Genomic DNA, 15,700 nt, shown 5'->3' with positions numbered 1-15,700 from the left:
ATTATACTCCTTTTTCAGAAAAGGTTGAAAAGAAAAAAACCAAGCCACATGACTTGGTTTAGATTTTATTTAATATGTAATTTAGCACGTAGGCTAGCTGCTCGAGCACCAAGTAGTTGGTCAGCCATACGAGTTACAAGAGCAAGAACGCCATAGACACCGATTCCAAGGCCTCCTCCAATGACCAAGTAAATCACACTACCCATACGGCTTGTTGGTGACAGTACAAACTGGAACAACCAATAGAAGACCGCAACTGGAATAGCCATGAGCACTGTAAGGATACAGATGAGCAAGGCTTTTCTAAACACTGTCTTACGACTAAAGTGCGTAACAGTGTGGAGGTGATTATACATGAGAGCAATTGGAACACCTAAACCGATGGCTGTTGAAATAACCGGACCAAGAGCTCCTAGGAAAATAATCAATGGCAACTGTAGAACGGCCTTAACTAAAACCCCAATCGCAAAATATTTGATAGCTTTACGGGTTTCAAAGATTGCCTGAAGCATTGGTGCTAAAACGCTATACAAGGCCAAGAAAATAACTTGAATCAGACTGGCTACAAAGAGCAAGTGGGCCTGGCTATCTGGTGCCCCGTAAAAAACTGTGTAGAGTGGTTTTGCTAAAATCACTGATCCTACAATGGCAGGAACAATAAAGAGCAAAAGCAACTGTAGGTTATTGATAATCAACTTAGCCGCTCCCTTCAAATCCTTCTTAACCATATTTTCAGTCAAGAGTGGAATCCCAACCCCAGCAATGGAGATAGCTACAGCAATCAAAATCATGGTAATCTTACTTGGATTTGAAGATAGGTAAGCATAGAGAACCTGAAGCTGACTGTTGCTATAGCTTGTAAACCTCTCCATAGTACGGATAAAGGTCCATTGGTCAATCAGTTGGAAAAGCTGAATAGCAGATCCAGTGATAATAAAAGGGACAGCTTCCTTAAAGGTTTCAATAACAATTGCAGTTGGATTGATATCCGGATGAACAGCCTGCTTGCCAAAAAGACTCTTGAGTTTACCCTCCTTCCAAAGGTAGAAGAAAAGCACCCCATAACTAGCCAACATACCGATAAAAGCGGCAAAAGTCGATTGGACAACTGCTGTCACATAATCGCCTGTCCCAATTTTCATGATGAAGAAGGTCGCCAACAGCATCCAAATAACACGGATAATCTGTTCCGCAATCTGACTTAAGGCATAAGGCTTCATATTGTTAAAGCCTTGGAAAAAGCCTCGTAAAACAGACATGGATGGGAAAATAACAACTGCCCAAGAAAGACTACGCATGACGCGAACCAGATCCTCGTCTCCCCCAGAAAGGTAAGACATCCACGGCGAAGCAAAGTACATGAAAACACCAAAGATCAGTCCGAGACCAATCATGTAATACAAGATACGCTTGAGCAAGAAGAAACTCGTCTCCATCTTTCCAAGTGTGTTGTATTTAGACACCTGTTTGGCAATCGCGACTGGAATACCTGCTGTTGAAATCAAGAGGAAAAGAGCATAAATATTATACCCTTGACCAAAGAGGGCATTGGCTTGGTCACCTTGTTTACCCATCCAAGCATACCAAGGAATAATGTAGAGTGCCCCCAATAGACGACTGATAATATTGGATGCTGTCATCCATGCCGTCCCTCTTAGCATCTGCTGCTGCTGTGTATCAGTTTTAGTTTCAGTCATAACTTTCTTTCTAGAGAATAAAATATAATCTAGTTTATTATAAACTTTTGGCTGTGACTTGTAAAACAAGAACATTAAGGCTAAAATAGGAACTATGATTACTATTGAACAAGTTCTAGAGGTTCTTAAAAAGGACCATAATTTTAGAGATATTATCGACCAAGACAACTACTACTATTCATGGACCGGAGTGACCTTTGACCATCTTTCTTACGACAGTCGTGATGTCACACCATCGTCCCTCTTCTTTGCCAAAGGAGCTGCCTTCAAGCCTGAATTTTTAGAGAATGCTGTCAAAGCTGGCTTGAGTTTCTACGTGGCTGAAAAAGATTATCAAGTGGGAATTCCTGCCATTATCGTATCAGATATCAAGCAGGCTATGAGCCTCGTTGCTCAAGCCTTCTACCAATACCCTCAAGACAAGCTTAAATTGCTAGCCTTTACTGGGACAAAAGGGAAAACTACAGCAGCCTACTTTGCCTTCAATATTCTCAAGCAAAGTCATAAACCTGCTATGCTTTCAACCATGAACACGACACTAGACGGAAAAAACTTCTTCAAGTCTACCTTAACAACACCTGAGAGTTTGGACCTTTTCCGTATGATGGCTGAAGCTGTTGCTAATGGCATGACCCATCTGATTATGGAAGTCTCAAGTCAAGCCTATCTGACTAAGCGTGTCTATGGATTGACTTTTGATGTAGGTGTCTTTCTTAACATCAGCCCAGACCATATTGGGCCTATTGAACACCCAACCTTTGAAGACTACTTCTACCATAAGCGTCTCCTCTTGGAAAACAGTCGAGTTGTTATCGTTAATAGCGGTATGGATCACTTTGATTTTATTGCTGAAGAAGTTGCAGATAAAGAGCATGACTTCTATGGTAAAAACTCCGACAATGCTGTTAAACATGGCTCAGGATTTAGCTTTAAGGCAAGTGGGAAGTTAGCCGGTGACTATGATATCCAACTTATCGGTGACTTTAACCAGGACAATGCTATGGCTGCTGGTCTGGCCTGCCTACGTCTCGGAGCTAACCTTCAAGACATCAAGGAAGGAATCGCTCAAACCTCTGTTCCAGGGCGTATGGAGGTTCTAACCCAAACTAATGGGGCTAAGACATTTGTTGACTATGCTCACAATGGAGATAGCCTAGATAAGCTCTTACAAGTCGTAACCAGCCATCAAGATGGTCGTATTAGTCTAATTCTAGGGGCTCCTGGAAATAAAGGTGAAAGCCGTCGTAAAGACTTTGGACATGTCCTCAATACCTACCCTGATGTTGATATCATCCTAACAGCCGATGATCCTAACAAGGAAGATCCTCTTGCTATCTGTCAGGAAATTGCTAGCCACATCAGTCGCGAGGTTCGTATCATTGTTGATCGAGAGAAAGCTATTAAAACAGCAATGTCTGAGACTATAGACTCCAAAGATGCTGTGGTTATCGCTGGTAAAGGTGCCGATGCCTTCCAAATCGTAAATGGAAAACGTGATAACTATGCTGGCGATATTGAAGTCGCTAAGAAATATTTGTAAAGATTTAATTAAAAAGATTCAATGATGTGTCATTGAATCTTTTTAATTCATCTCATTTTTACAAATTAAAGCAATACTACCGATAACGTCTCAATTGAGGTGGTTCATAAGACTGGACGAAAGCTTCAATTTCTGAAAAATCATCTGTAAAGAGGAATTTTGCTGCTGTTTCAGCCTCCAAAAAATCATGAGTAACCATGGTATCTAACATCGTTTTCATAGCATCATAATAGCCATTGAGATTGAAGAAAACACAGGGTTTGTCCAACCTACCGACTCGAGCAGCTGCAATAGCTTCAGAGATTTCTTCCAATGTCCCTAGACCTCCTGGAAGGGCGATAAAGAGATCTCCTTGCTCTAGCATGGCAGTCTTTCGTTCTGCCATAGTTTCTACTATTGTCATTGAGGTTAACCCCTCATAAGCTATCTCCCTATCTTTGAGGAATTGTGGCATAATGCCATGAGCCTGTCCACCATTTTCCAAAACCGTATCACCAAGAACTCCCATAAGTCCCATCTTACTGCCACCATAGACTAGGGTATGCCCATTTTTAGCAATCCACTGACCCAAGGCAATCGTTGCTTTCTTAAAACTAGGATTATCACCCATATTAGCTCCCAAATAGACCGTTACTTTCATTGAAGTTCTCCTTTTTATTCTATTATAACGCAAAATTCCTGCCATAACTGACAGGAATTTTTTCTTAGTCTTTACGCTCCAAATTACGAAGCATTTCATCAATTTTATTACCGTATTCGATAGACTCATCTTTAATAAAGGTCAAATCTGGAATCTTATACATGGTCAATTTTTTACCAAGTTCACGCTTGATTGTCCCAGTAGCCTTTTCAAGACCAGTTTGTGCTTTTTGGTTATCTGAGGCCAAAGTTGAATGAATAGTGTAAAAAATCTTAGCAGCTGACAAATCGCCTAGCATTTGCACATCTGTGATAGTGACATCTTGCACACGTGGGTCACGAACTTTCTTTTGAAGAATTTCATTGACCTCACGTTTGATTTCCATACCAACACGGTCTACACGAAATGAATTTCCCATAGTCTTATCCTTTCTCTCTTATTATGATGGAACAAAAGCCAGGCCAGATGACCTAGCTTTGTCTCCTAAGTAAGCTTTCTTAAAAGCTAACAAAATTAACGTTTAATTTCTTCCATAATGTAAGCTTCGATAACGTCATCAACTTTAATATCGTTATAGTTTTCAATCATCAAACCACCCTCTTGAGCGTTTCCGACTTCTTTAACGTCATCTTTAAAGTGTTTCAAGCTTGCCAATTTACCATCAAAAATAACGACACCATCACGAATCACACGGGCACTTGAATCACGAGTGATTTTACCACTAGTAACCATGAACCCACCGATTGTTCCGACTTTAGAAACTTTGAAGGTTTCACGGATAATAGCTTCACCAATGACTTTTTCTTCAAATTCAGGATCAAGCATCCCTTTCATGGCATCTTCGATTTCTTCGATAACCTTGTAGATGATGCTGTGAAGACGAATTTCAACTTCATCAGTTTCCGCTTGTTGACGTGCTTGTGGTGTAGGACGAACGTTAAATCCGATAACAACAGCATCTGAAGCTTCCGCAAGAGTAATATCAGATTCGTTGATAGCACCTACTGCTGAGTGAACAACATTAACACGAACACCCTCAACATCAATCTTAAGAAGTGATGCTGCCAAGGCTTCAACAGAACCTTGTACGTCGGCCTTGATGATAACATTAACAGTCTTCAATTCACCAGCTTTAAGGGTATCAAAGAGGTTATCAAGACTAACACGATGTGTTTGTTGACGTTGTTTCATAAGGGCACGTTTGGCACGTTCTTCACCGGCTGCACGAGCTGCTTTTTCGTCTTCATAAACGGCAAAATGGTCACCCGCCATAGGCGCTTCGTTCAAACCAGTAATTGAAACTGGTGTTGATGGTGCTGCAGTCTTAATACGACGACCAAGGTCATTGGTCATAGCACGGACACGACCGAAGGTATTACCAACAACGATTGGGTCTTGAACATGCAAGGTACCTTGTTGAACAAGGAGGGTTGCAACCGCACCTTTACCTTTATCCAAACGCGCTTCAATAACGGTACCGATGGCACGAACTGTTGGGTCAGCTTTAAGTTCTTCCACTTCAGCCACAAGAAGAACTGTTTCAAGCAACTCTTCAATATTTTGACCAAACTTCGCTGAAATTTCAACGAATTCGCTATCGCCACCCCATGCAGTTGAGATAACGCCATGTTCAGCCAATTCACCGATTACACGCTCTGGGTTAGCACCTGGTTTATCAATCTTGTTAATCGCAACAATGATTGGAACACCAGCAGCCTTAGAGTGGTTGATGGCTTCAATAGTTTGTGGCATAACACCGTCATCCGCAGCTACAATCAAGATAGTAATATCTGTAACAGAAGCACCACGGGCACGCATAGATGTAAAGGCCGCGTGTCCTGGAGTATCAAGGAAGGTGATTTTCTTACCACCCTCTTCAATTTGGTAAGCACCGATGTGCTGTGTGATACCACCAGCTTCTCCTGTTGCAACACGTGAGTTACGAAGGGTATCAAGAAGGGTTGTTTTACCATGGTCAACGTGTCCCATGATAGTAACAACTGGTGCACGTTCTACCATAGCATCTTTGTTGAGGTAGTCTTCGTCAACAAAGAAACGTTCGATATCAGCATTATCGACTTCTTCTTTCTTGGTTGCTTCGATACCGTAGTCAACCATCAACAACTCAATAGTATCCCCATCAAGAGATTGGTTTTGAGTTGCCATAACGCCCATCATGAAGAGTTTCTTAACGATTTCAGCTGGCTCACGTTTAATACGTTTTGCGATTTCTGCAACCGTCATGCCTTCAGTGTATTCAAATTCTTTTGGTAATTCATGGAATTTACGCTCTGTTACTGGTTTTGGAGCTGAATTACCACGGTTATTTTTACCTTTTTTATTTTTGTTTTTATTCCAGTTACTATTTCGTTGATTTCTCACTTGGTTTTGATTATTCCACTTATTATTTCTTGTTTGCTTAGGTCCATCTTCATTCTCGCGACGATTATCACGTGATTTATCTGGACGTGCCTTTTTACGACGTGTATCTTGTTCTTGTGCAGCCGGTGCTGGTTTTGGAGCTGGCTTAGCTTCAGCAACTGCTTTTTGAGCAGCGACTTCAGCCTGTTGTTTTTCTTTTCTTGCCTTTTCCTGCTCTTTCGCTCGGCGTTGCTCTGCAGCTTTTTCTTCACGGAAGCGTGTTTCACTTTGACGTGAATACTCTGCATTTTGCTCTGCTTTCAAGGCTGCTGCACGCGCTTTAAAGTCAATACGTGGTCCTGCCTGATTGTTACGGGCAGCATCGTTACGTTTATTGCGACCTTGATCATTGCGCTGTTTACCTTGGAAATTACGGTCACGATTACTCTTGTTATCGCGGTTTCCATTGTTACGGTTTCCTCGACCATTTCCATTTTGGTTGCGACGATCATTATTCTGACGTTTACCTTGATCGTTTCCTTGTTGTTTTCGGTTACGATTACGGTTGTCACGGCCTCCGCCATTTTGACGACGTTCTGCTTCTGCCTTGGCACGCGCTTCACGTTCTGCCTTAAAGTTACGGCTTTGTGGTTTCTTTGGAGTCGCAGGTGTTTCCTTTGCCTCAGCCTTTGGAGACTCCTTAGCAGGAGTTGGTTTCGAAGCAGGAGCCTCAACAACCTTAGGCGCTACCTTTTCCTCTTTAGGAGCAGGTGCCACTTTGGAAGCTGGCTTACTTTCAGCCTTAACAGCTCCCCCTTTTAAACTTGAAGTGATACGATTAGCATCAGCTTCTTCAACTGATGAGGAGTGGCTCTTCACAGAAAGACCAAGTTCTTGAGCTTTTGCAACAACAACTTTGCTCTCTACACCAACCTCTTTTGCGATTTCATATAATCGTTTCTTTGACACGTGATGTCCTCCTATTCTTTAGTCCATAAGAGTCCTCATTTTCTTTGAAAATCCAGCATCAACTACAGCAACCGTTTTTCTTGGTTTACCAATAGCCATGCTTAATTCCAGTGCGTTAAACACTGTGGAGACTTCTATATTATAGTAGTTACATTTATCAGTCGTCTTTTTAGTCACGTTACTACCAGCATCATTGGCAAGAAAAACTAGTCTCGCCTGCCCTGATTGGACTGCCTTAATGACAAGTTCCTCGCCAGAAATAAGCTTTCCAGCTCTTTGTGCTAGTCCCAACATATTTGACAATTTTTCTGTGTTATTCAAGACCTAACTCTCTTCTTTTGACCTTGTGATCCACATAAGCAATGAGTTCATCATAAAAACTTTCAGGAACATCCATGGAGAAACTATGGTTAAAAGCACGTTTCTTTTTGGCTTGGAGAGCTTCTTCATTATCTAATTTAATGTAAGCACCTCGGCCATTTTTCTTTCCTGTTGGATCAATGAAAATCTCACCATCTTTAGTTTTTACAATGCGGAGCAAATCACGTTTATCAATGATTTCTCCTGAGACAACTGATTTGCGTAAAGGTATTTTTCGTGTTTTAGCCATCAAACACCTCTATGTTCTTCTTATTCTGCTTCTGTTGTTTCAGTTACTTCTTCTGTTGTGACTTCAACAGGTGTAGCTTCTTCTGCAACAATCTCATCTACAACTTCCTCAGTAGCAGCCTCAGCTTTTTCAGCTTCGAGTGCTTCGTATTCAGAAGCTGACTTGATGTCAATACGGTAACCAGTCAAATGAGCTGCCAAACGAACGTTTTGCCCACGACGACCAATTGCAAGAGATAATTTGTTGTCTGGCACAACTACTGTTGCACGTTTGCTATCATCTTCGTCGAAGATAACATAGTCCACTTCAGCTGGTGCAATAGCATTGTAGATGAATTCAGCTGGATCTTCAACCCATTGAATAACATCAATATTTTCCTCAACAGGAACTTCAATTCCTGTCTTAGCATCCAAACGTGTTGGGTGGAAACGGCTGACAACTTTCTTAATATTGCTTCCACCACGACCAACGATAGTACCAATAGCATCAACGTTAGGATTATGACTGCGAACAGCAACCTTAGTACGATCACCTGCTTCACGAGACACGCTCATGATTTCTACAGTTCCATCAAATACTTCTGGAATTTCTTGTTCCATGATACGTTTGATGAATTCTGGATGGCTACGGCTGACAAAGACGTTAACACCTTTAGGGTTGTTTTCAACTTTATAAACATAAACATCAATGACATCATGTGACTTAAAGCTTTCACCAGGAATTTGATCTTGGCGTGACAATTGAGCTTCGAGCGTTCCAAGATTGACATAAATGAAACGTTGGTCGAAGCGTTCAACTGTTCCTTGCATGATTTCACCTTCATGTTGCTTATAGTCATTATAAGTGATTTCACGCATCTGCTTGCGCATTTTTTCCATAATGGTTTGTTTGGCAGATTGCGCTGCAACACGACCAAATTCATCAACTGACTCTTCAAAACGAATCTTGTCACCAAGCTCGTAAGCAGAGCTGATAGCAAGTGCATCTTTCAAGCTAATTTCCAAACGACTATCAAAGACTTCATCTACAACTTCACGAACGGTATAAACTTGAAAATCACCTGTTTTTTCATTGAATTCAACTACAGCTGATTCTGACTGACCATAACGACGCTTGTAGGCTGACTTAAGTGATTCAACCACAGCATCGATGATGTCTTCCTTGTTAATGTGTTTTTCTTCTTCCAAGACACGGAAGGCTTCTAGCATTTCTTTGCTCATATTCTTTGTTGTTTTAGCCTCTATTGGCCAAAACTGGCATCCTTTCTTTATTTACACTAAGAGTTTTAGAGTTTGACTGCCAAACGAGCTTTAGCAACTGTTTGATAGGGAATCTCAACAGTTTTATGGCGAGTCTTATCAAGGTAATCGATTGTTAGGGTTTCCCCATCAAAGGCCACCAAGTCACCTTGGAAAATCTTGATCTTATCAATAGCCTTGTAAAGACTAACATTGATATACTGACCAACAGCATTTGTCAAAGCTTCTTTGGTTTTTAAGGGACGCTCTAACCCTGGACTAGAAACTTCCAGCATGTATTGATCCGGGAAAGGATCAGGCTGAATAGTATCCAAGAGGGGACTGATAATCTCAGTCAAGTCTGCAGTATCTTCTACAGTAATACCACCTGGCTTATCAATCAAAACTGACAAGACATAGTCACCGCCAAGCTTTTCGTACTCGATATCGACCAGTTCGTATGGCTCAGGAATAGCTGGAGCTACGACTGCCGTCACGAGATTAATAATTTTTTGCGACATTATGACCTCCTTACACACACAAGAGACGAAGTTTCTACTCCGCCTCTCTTTCGTTATTTTCCTATATTATAGCATAGCTCAAAAGCCATTGCAAGGAATAACCATATCTCTGTCATTTCAAAGCAAAAAGGTTGGGAATCACCCAACCCTCATTTATTGTGCCGCTGGAACAGTGCTATAGGTAGTCACACCCGATCCATTATTATTGTATGTAGGGGTTGTCGTACCTTGTTCCTGAACATAATTACCTGTGTTTTCACTATAATTATTACTATAGTTAGTACCTCCATTATAAGTACTTACCGATCCACCACCTGCTGCCTCAGATGGCCCAGCCTCATAATTTGAAGATGCTTCACTTGAAGCCGCACTTCCTTTAGAATTAACGAAATCATCTGAACCATAGTTAGAGCTACCAGATCCATAGAGAACCAAACTAGTCTTAAGATTGGATTCAGAGACTTTTTTCTTACCAACTTCCTTCTTAATACGGTTTTGCACCTTAAGAATATCCTCAGTAGAGGCCACTTGATAGCTTCCTCCGTTGATCATGGCATCCGAACCAGCCAATTGGTATGACTTAATATTTTTAAGTGCATCACTATAGCCCATCAAGCTACGCAGAGTATTGGTATCACCAAGATCAATGCTAGTTTGAACATTTGAACTTACAGCTGACAAGATTTTCTTGTAAGAACCAATCGAGTCCATCTTCAAGAGCTTAGCTACAACTTTTTGAATAACCTCACGTTGACGTTTTTGGCGACCATAGTCACCATCAGGGTCATCGTAACGCATACGTGAATAGACTAAAGCTTGCTCACCATTGATTTTATGAGTTCCGGGCTCAACTTTTGCCTGAAATTCAGGTTCATTTTCTGCAATCGAAATTGGAAAATCAAAATGATTCGTTACCTCAATACCACCAACAGCATCTACCAAATCAATCATACCCTGCATATTAATCAGTGCATAATAGTCAATATCAATATCTAAAACCTTTTGAATGGTTGAAATAGCCAAGTCAGCACCACCCTCAGCATACGCTGAATTTAGTTTTGCTTCACCCGACCCCTCAATATCTGTCAAAAGGTCACGTTCCAAACTGGTCATAGTTGTTTTCTTAGTCTTAGGGTTCACTGTTACCAAAATCATGGTATCAGAGTTTCCTTCCCAGGTTTCCTTACGTTCTTTGGATCCTGTATCTACCCCCATCAAGAGAATAGTTATAGGCTTAGTCTGTTGAATAGCCTTACTATTCCCTGAAGTTGCTTTAGAAGCCCTAAACGTTTTTGACAATTCGCCTGTGGCGTAATTATAAGTTGTCGTTAGGTAAATACCAGCAGCTACTACTGTCGTTGCAAAAATCGCCAACAACATCAATAAAATTTTTCGTCCAAGTTTCATGTTTTTTCCTAATCTATGAGTTTAGCCATAAGGTAAACATCTAGAAATTCTCCATTTTTAGTTCTTGCACCACGTTTCTTAGTGCCTTCAATGTCAAATCCAAATTTTTGATAGAGATGAACCGCCCGTTCATTACGTGCTTGAACCGTCAACTCTAAGCAGCGGATAGTTGGTGTATGATCTGCCCAGTCAATCATTGTTTCCATAAGAAACTGTCCAACACCATTCCCCCAGTAGGGTTTAGAAACCGCAATAAATACGTCGCCAATATGACTGGTCTTAGTATCTTGATCAGAGGTAACATTACAAACACCAATGACCTCATGACCCAATTTCGCTACCAAACAAATCTCATTAAGCCTATGCTGATGACTTTCAATATAAGTGGCTAACTGTTCAGCACTCAGCATAGAACTTCTATCATCTTGTGCTAGAAAATCCGATTCCAAGGCTACAGTCTCTAGTAAACGAGCTAGAGAGGCCGCATCCTCTCTTTGGGCTTCCTCAATGACTAATTCTTGCTCAGCCATTTACCATTTCCTCCTGAATCTCCTTACTTCTAGGACCAAAAGATTCAAAAAGCAACTGACGCCCATCTCCATGATGAGATATCGAAATTAGGAGATAATCCCCTAACAGACTCTCGTCTAGGAGCTCACCCCACTCGATGATTGTCACACCTTCACCATACAGAAAATCATCTAAATCAATAGAATCTGGATCATCACCAATGCGGTAGACATCTAAATGATAGAGTGGCAGTCGGCCCTCATACTCCCTTACAATAGTATAGGTTGGACTCTTGATCATCTGTGAAATATCCAAACCTTTGGCAATCCCCTTGGTTAAGGTTGTTTTGCCAGCTCCCAGATCACCTGAGAGAACAATTATATCTCCAGAATCGAGTAGTCGACCTAGCTTTTGACCGATACTAATCAATTCTTCTTCATTTTGACTGTAAATCATGTTTTCATTATATCAAAAAATAAAAATATGGACTAGAATCCACTGTAAAAATACAGTAGAAACTTATAAATATTGAATCATCTAAGCAAGAAATTAAGATGAGTTTTTTAATTTTGTGTTTATTTTGACCACATCAATCACTCATGGATTAGAAATGTTTTTGTAAAACTTACTATAGTTTCAAAAGTTAACCAATAGTAACTCTCTCACATTCCTCCAGATAAAAATCGCAAAAGAAAAAGCCTGACAAATATACAGACTTTTAACTTTCAAGCTTTAGAATACAGCCATACTGATGAAGTTAAGGATAAACAAGATATCCAAAATCCACATAATAAAGTGGACATCCTTAGCTTGACCTTTGACGATTTTGACCAAAGTATAAGTAAGGAAACCAGCTGCGATACCATAGGTAATGCTATATGAGAATCCCATGAAAATAGAAGTGAAAAAGGCAGGAATAGCTTCAGACAAGTCTTCCCAATCCACACTCTTAAGGTTAGAGAGCATCATAACACCTACAATAATAAGGATAGGCGCTGTGGCAGCATTTGGAACGATTGATACCACTGGACTAAAGAAACTAGAAATGGCAAAGAGTACAGCAACCACAAGAGCTGTCAAACCAGTACGTCCACCAGCACCAATACCTGCTGCAGATTCAACGTAAGTTGTAACGTTTGAAGTCCCTGCAATGGCACCAATACTTGTACCAACAAGGTCAGAGTAAAGAGCACGGTCAAGAGCTTTTGATTCGTTGTTATCACCTGTTGAAGCAATGATACCAACCTTCTCACCAGTACCGATCAAGGTACCGATAGTATCGAAGATATCAGTCAATGAAAAGGCAAGAATAGCCATAAAGACACCAGGCAAACGAGAAACGTCTGAAAAGAGTGACCCCAATCCCTTTGATCCAAGCGCTGCACCAAAGACCTGACCAAGGTCTTTAATAGATGATGTCAAGCTAGCTGCGTGCCAGTCAATGCTTCCAAAATCAACAACACCAGCAAAAATAGCAATGATAGTCGTTACAAGGATTGAAAGAAGAACACCACCACGAATACCTTTAACAATAAAGAAAATCGCAATCGCAAGACCAATCAAACCTACAATTACAGTTGGGTTATTGAAAGCAACCAAACCTGGTGTAGCTGACGATGAAGCTGTAATTGACGCCTTGGCCATGTCAGCACCTTTGCCTGCTACAGTGTAGGTATGTGGATTAATTGAGAATTTCAAGAAACCAGCATTTTTAATCCCAACATAGGCAAGGAAAACACCGATACCTGCTGAAATAGCAGATTTGAGAGCTGTTGGAATAGACTCAATAATCATCTTACGTACTTTAGTTACCGTGATGATCAATGAAATAACACCACATAGAAAGACCATTGCTAAGGCCTCTTGCCAAGTGTAACCCAAAGAAAAGACCACTGTGTAGGTGAAGAAGGCATTAAGCCCCATACCAGGCGCTTGAGCGTATGGTAGGTTAGCATAAAATGCCATCATCAATGTCCCTGCAACCGCACCAATAATTGTTGCTAAGAAAACACCTTGTGCAGGCATTCCTGTTTGGGCCAACATCGCTGGGTTAACAAAGAGGATGTAAGACATGGCAAAGAAAGTTGTCAATCCGGCAGTCACTTCTGTGCGGACGTCAGTACCATGTTCTTTCAATTTGAAAAACTTTTCCATGAAAGTTTAGACTCCTTAATAAAAAATATTGTCAAAATCCGAATAATTTCGGAACATTCTCATGTAGAATGCAACATTACTATTCTACATGAAATCATTTGACGGTGCAAGGTTTATTTCCTGAGACTTTTCTTATGAAAAACCGAACGTTCTTAGAAAGCTCTTTCTTAATCACCAACAAAGGACAGATTTTTGCTATAATAGGAACATGACAAAAAAATTGATTGCACTAGATCTTGATGGAACGTTATTACGCCCAGATGGAACTATTTCAGAATTTACACAAAAAACGATTAAAGACGTACAAAACAAAGGACACCAAGTCGTTATCGCTACAGGTCGTCCTTATCGTATGGCTATTGACCATTACAAAACACTAGGGTTAGAAACACCACTCATTACCTTTAACGGCTCCTTGACCAATCTTCCAGACCAAAACTGGGCTTATGAGCATTCGGTTAAATTAGATAAGAAATATCTGATTAGCCTCTTACAACGCCATGATGAATTAGAGATGGATTTTCTGGCTAGTGAATATCGAAAACACTTCTATATCACTATGAATCACCCAGAGCGTATCCAACCACAACTCTTTGGTGTTGATAAAATTATTGAGGCTATGCGTTTAGAACCAACTAAAATCACGCGCAACCCTAACGCTCTCCTTATGCAAACTCGTCATGAGGATAAGTACCAACTTGCCGATGACATCAAGAAGGACTTCAAGGAAGAAATTGAAGTTGATTCTTGGGGTGGCCCGCTTAATATCTTGGAATTTTCGCCTAAAGGCATAAACAAGGCCTACGCCCTAAACTACTTACTTAAGGCCATGCGCAAATCAACGGATGATCTGATTGCTTTTGGAGACGAACACAACGACACAGAGATGTTGGAACTTGCTAAAACTGGTTATGCCATGAAGAATGCTAGCTCTGTTCTTCTCCCCCACGCTAACGAACAAATTGAGTGGACTAATGAAGAGGATGGCGTTGCTCGCAAACTCCAGGAACTCTTCTTATAAACAAGAAAAGACACTGAAAATTTCTTCGGTGTCTTTTGTTCTGATTAAGGTAAAATAGCCACTGCACGCACTGGGGAACCTGTCGCCTTGTCCCAGTGAGGAAATGCAATTGAAATCAAAGCACCAACAGCTGGAACTTGATCCAATTGATTCAAGACTTCTACCTGATAAATGTTTTGTTCCAAAAGGTAGTATTCGTTAACCAAGCCATGTTCTGCTGCTGGAATACCCGCATCGGTATCAAAGGTTTCATGACCGACAGCCTTAACATGGCGTTCATGAATCAAGAATTCTAGAGCTTCTCGGCTCCACCCTGGACTTTGTTGAATCCCATTTTCATCAAGGTTACGCATAGCATCTTGATTTGGCCAACGCTTCGACCAATCACTACGAAAAGCGACAAAAGCCCTTTCAGTAATTTTTCCATGCTCTGCTTCAAAGTCTAAGATATCTTGTTTGCTCAAGATAAAGTTTGGATTCGCAGCAACTTCTTTAGACTTGTCGATAACATAGAGTGGTAAAAGAAGATCTTTGAGAGCAATCTCATCCAACCAACGACCACCTTCTACAAAGTGAATCGGTGCATCAATATGCGTTCCGTATTGACCAACTACTGTAAATTTTTGAACATGGAAACCATCTTTTAATGTGAAAAGGTCTTCTTGTTTCAAAGCTGGGAGAGCTGGAAAGTGTGGACTTTCTGCATTAATTTTGTGGGTCAAGTCAACCCATTTCTTAGATTGCAATTCATTATAAATACTTAGTAAATCTGACATAAGGAGGTCCTCTTTTCTTATAGATTTAACCTTAAATAGCTAATTGAAGAAATTATAGCAGCCATTAATAGCTATTACAAGCATTTATCTCATTTTTTCTTAATCCCATTTCTTCTAGTTAGATATAGCTTCAAACTATATCTAACTCTTTTTGTCTGAAAAGAAAGTATATTTGCGATAATTTGATATTTTTTTCAATTTTATGACACTTTTGTTACGAAAAGCATTGACAAATCTATGATAACGTTTTACAATT

The 15,700-nt window shown here is 40.5% G+C and carries 15 protein-coding genes; 2 read left to right on the top strand and 13 right to left on the bottom strand.

Translation table 11 applies throughout. The features are described 5' to 3' along the window. Nucleotides 1–65: 65 nt before the first annotated feature. Complete coding sequence (locus H7U02_RS03275) at nucleotides 66–1,697, bottom strand: polysaccharide biosynthesis protein (protein ID WP_129852166.1); 1,632 nt, start codon at nucleotides 1,695–1,697, stop codon at nucleotides 66–68. 94 nt (nucleotides 1,698–1,791) lie between these two features. On the opposite strand from H7U02_RS03275, the gene H7U02_RS03270 reads away from it, so the two are divergent. Next, on the top strand, nucleotides 1,792–3,237 hold the full coding sequence (locus tag H7U02_RS03270; protein ID WP_022496353.1) for a UDP-N-acetylmuramoyl-L-alanyl-D-glutamate--L-lysine ligase: 1,446 nt from the start codon (nucleotides 1,792–1,794) through the stop codon (nucleotides 3,235–3,237). 76 nt (nucleotides 3,238–3,313) lie between these two features. Here the strand turns inward: H7U02_RS03270 and H7U02_RS03265 are convergent, their stop codons facing one another. The 11 genes from H7U02_RS03265 to H7U02_RS03215 all read right to left on the bottom strand — a co-directional run bounded on the left by H7U02_RS03265 (nucleotide 3,314) and on the right by H7U02_RS03215 (nucleotide 13,647). Then, entirely contained in the window at nucleotides 3,314–3,877 is a 564-nt protein-coding gene (locus H7U02_RS03265; RefSeq protein WP_022496352.1) for a TIGR00730 family Rossman fold protein, read from the bottom strand. A 64-nt stretch (nucleotides 3,878–3,941) separates the two neighbouring features. Next, on the bottom strand, nucleotides 3,942–4,295 hold the full coding sequence (gene rbfA / locus H7U02_RS03260) for a 30S ribosome-binding factor RbfA (protein ID WP_002883798.1): 354 nt from the start codon (nucleotides 4,293–4,295) through the stop codon (nucleotides 3,942–3,944). A gap of 95 nt (nucleotides 4,296–4,390) precedes the next feature. After that, on the bottom strand, nucleotides 4,391–7,207 hold the full coding sequence (infB, locus tag H7U02_RS03255; protein WP_037610602.1) for a translation initiation factor IF-2: 2,817 nt from the start codon (nucleotides 7,205–7,207) through the stop codon (nucleotides 4,391–4,393). Between the two features lie 18 nt (nucleotides 7,208–7,225). Then, entirely contained in the window at nucleotides 7,226–7,528 is a 303-nt protein-coding gene (locus H7U02_RS03250; protein ID WP_002883776.1) for a YlxQ-related RNA-binding protein, read from the bottom strand. After that, a complete protein-coding gene (gene rnpM / locus H7U02_RS03245) occupies nucleotides 7,521–7,817 on the bottom strand; it encodes an RNase P modulator RnpM (protein WP_002883779.1) in 297 nt (98 codons plus the stop codon). The genes H7U02_RS03250 and rnpM overlap by 8 nt, the downstream gene beginning before the upstream one ends. Nucleotides 7,818–7,837: 20 nt before the next feature. After that, nucleotides 7,838–9,037, bottom strand: a complete 1,200-nt coding sequence (nusA, locus tag H7U02_RS03240; protein ID WP_104020643.1) for a transcription termination factor NusA — start codon at nucleotides 9,035–9,037, stop codon at nucleotides 7,838–7,840. 65 nt (nucleotides 9,038–9,102) lie between these two features. Then, complete coding sequence (rimP, locus tag H7U02_RS03235; protein ID WP_022496349.1) at nucleotides 9,103–9,576, bottom strand: ribosome maturation factor RimP; 474 nt, start codon at nucleotides 9,574–9,576, stop codon at nucleotides 9,103–9,105. A gap of 153 nt (nucleotides 9,577–9,729) precedes the next feature. Then, on the bottom strand, nucleotides 9,730–10,983 hold the full coding sequence (gene brpA, locus H7U02_RS03230; RefSeq protein WP_022496348.1) for a biofilm formation/cell division transcriptional regulator BrpA: 1,254 nt from the start codon (nucleotides 10,981–10,983) through the stop codon (nucleotides 9,730–9,732). 8 nt (nucleotides 10,984–10,991) lie between these two features. Continuing rightward, complete coding sequence (locus tag H7U02_RS03225) at nucleotides 10,992–11,513, bottom strand: GNAT family N-acetyltransferase (protein WP_022496347.1); 522 nt, start codon at nucleotides 11,511–11,513, stop codon at nucleotides 10,992–10,994. Further along, the gene (gene tsaE, locus H7U02_RS03220; RefSeq protein WP_014633907.1) at nucleotides 11,506–11,949 is read right to left on the bottom strand and encodes a tRNA (adenosine(37)-N6)-threonylcarbamoyltransferase complex ATPase subunit type 1 TsaE; all 444 of its coding nucleotides are present in this window, start codon (nucleotides 11,947–11,949) and stop codon (nucleotides 11,506–11,508) included. Before tsaE ends, H7U02_RS03225 begins: the two co-directional genes overlap by 8 nt. A 276-nt stretch (nucleotides 11,950–12,225) precedes the next feature. Then, on the bottom strand, nucleotides 12,226–13,647 hold the full coding sequence (locus H7U02_RS03215) for an NCS2 family permease (RefSeq protein ID WP_022496346.1): 1,422 nt from the start codon (nucleotides 13,645–13,647) through the stop codon (nucleotides 12,226–12,228). A 208-nt stretch (nucleotides 13,648–13,855) separates the two neighbouring features. Between H7U02_RS03215 and H7U02_RS03210 the strand changes: the two genes are divergently transcribed. Continuing rightward, nucleotides 13,856–14,668: a Cof-type HAD-IIB family hydrolase gene (locus H7U02_RS03210; RefSeq protein ID WP_014633905.1), complete on the top strand. Its 813-nt coding sequence runs from the start codon at nucleotides 13,856–13,858 to the stop codon at nucleotides 14,666–14,668. A 44-nt stretch (nucleotides 14,669–14,712) separates the two neighbouring features. Here H7U02_RS03210 and H7U02_RS03205 read toward each other — a convergent pair whose 3' ends face one another. Beyond that, entirely contained in the window at nucleotides 14,713–15,444 is a 732-nt protein-coding gene (locus H7U02_RS03205; RefSeq protein ID WP_110980904.1) for a cyclase family protein, read from the bottom strand. Between the last annotated feature and the right edge of the window lie 256 nt (nucleotides 15,445–15,700).

Origin of the sequence: Streptococcus sp. 3.1, from assembly GCF_016648915.1 — a bacterium.
Lineage (GTDB): Bacteria > Bacillota > Bacilli > Lactobacillales > Streptococcaceae > Streptococcus > Streptococcus salivarius_E.
The sequence above is the reverse complement of the archived record's forward strand: the minus strand, read 5'-3'. Positions and strand labels throughout refer to the sequence as shown.

Excerpts from the sequence above, each read along its gene's own strand:
- H7U02_RS03275 (WP_129852166.1), bottom strand. The coding sequence starts at position 1,697 with ATGACTGAAACTAAAACTGATACACAGCAGCAGCAGATGCTAAGAGGG.
- H7U02_RS03270 (WP_022496353.1), top strand. The coding sequence starts at position 1,792 with ATGATTACTATTGAACAAGTTCTAGAGGTTCTTAAAAAGGACCATAAT.
- H7U02_RS03265 (WP_022496352.1), bottom strand. The coding sequence starts at position 3,877 with ATGAAAGTAACGGTCTATTTGGGAGCTAATATGGGTGATAATCCTAGT.
- rbfA (WP_002883798.1), bottom strand. The coding sequence starts at position 4,295 with ATGGGAAATTCATTTCGTGTAGACCGTGTTGGTATGGAAATCAAACGT.
- rnpM (WP_002883779.1), bottom strand. The coding sequence starts at position 7,817 with ATGGCTAAAACACGAAAAATACCTTTACGCAAATCAGTTGTCTCAGGA.
- nusA (WP_104020643.1), bottom strand. The coding sequence starts at position 9,037 with ATGAGCAAAGAAATGCTAGAAGCCTTCCGTGTCTTGGAAGAAGAAAAA.
- rimP (WP_022496349.1), bottom strand. The coding sequence starts at position 9,576 with ATGTCGCAAAAAATTATTAATCTCGTGACGGCAGTCGTAGCTCCAGCT.
- brpA (WP_022496348.1), bottom strand. The coding sequence starts at position 10,983 with ATGAAACTTGGACGAAAAATTTTATTGATGTTGTTGGCGATTTTTGCA.
- H7U02_RS03225 (WP_022496347.1), bottom strand. The coding sequence starts at position 11,513 with ATGGCTGAGCAAGAATTAGTCATTGAGGAAGCCCAAAGAGAGGATGCG.
- tsaE (WP_014633907.1), bottom strand. The coding sequence starts at position 11,949 with ATGATTTACAGTCAAAATGAAGAAGAATTGATTAGTATCGGTCAAAAG.
- H7U02_RS03215 (WP_022496346.1), bottom strand. The coding sequence starts at position 13,647 with ATGGAAAAGTTTTTCAAATTGAAAGAACATGGTACTGACGTCCGCACA.
- H7U02_RS03210 (WP_014633905.1), top strand. The coding sequence starts at position 13,856 with ATGACAAAAAAATTGATTGCACTAGATCTTGATGGAACGTTATTACGC.
- H7U02_RS03205 (WP_110980904.1), bottom strand. The coding sequence starts at position 15,444 with ATGTCAGATTTACTAAGTATTTATAATGAATTGCAATCTAAGAAATGG.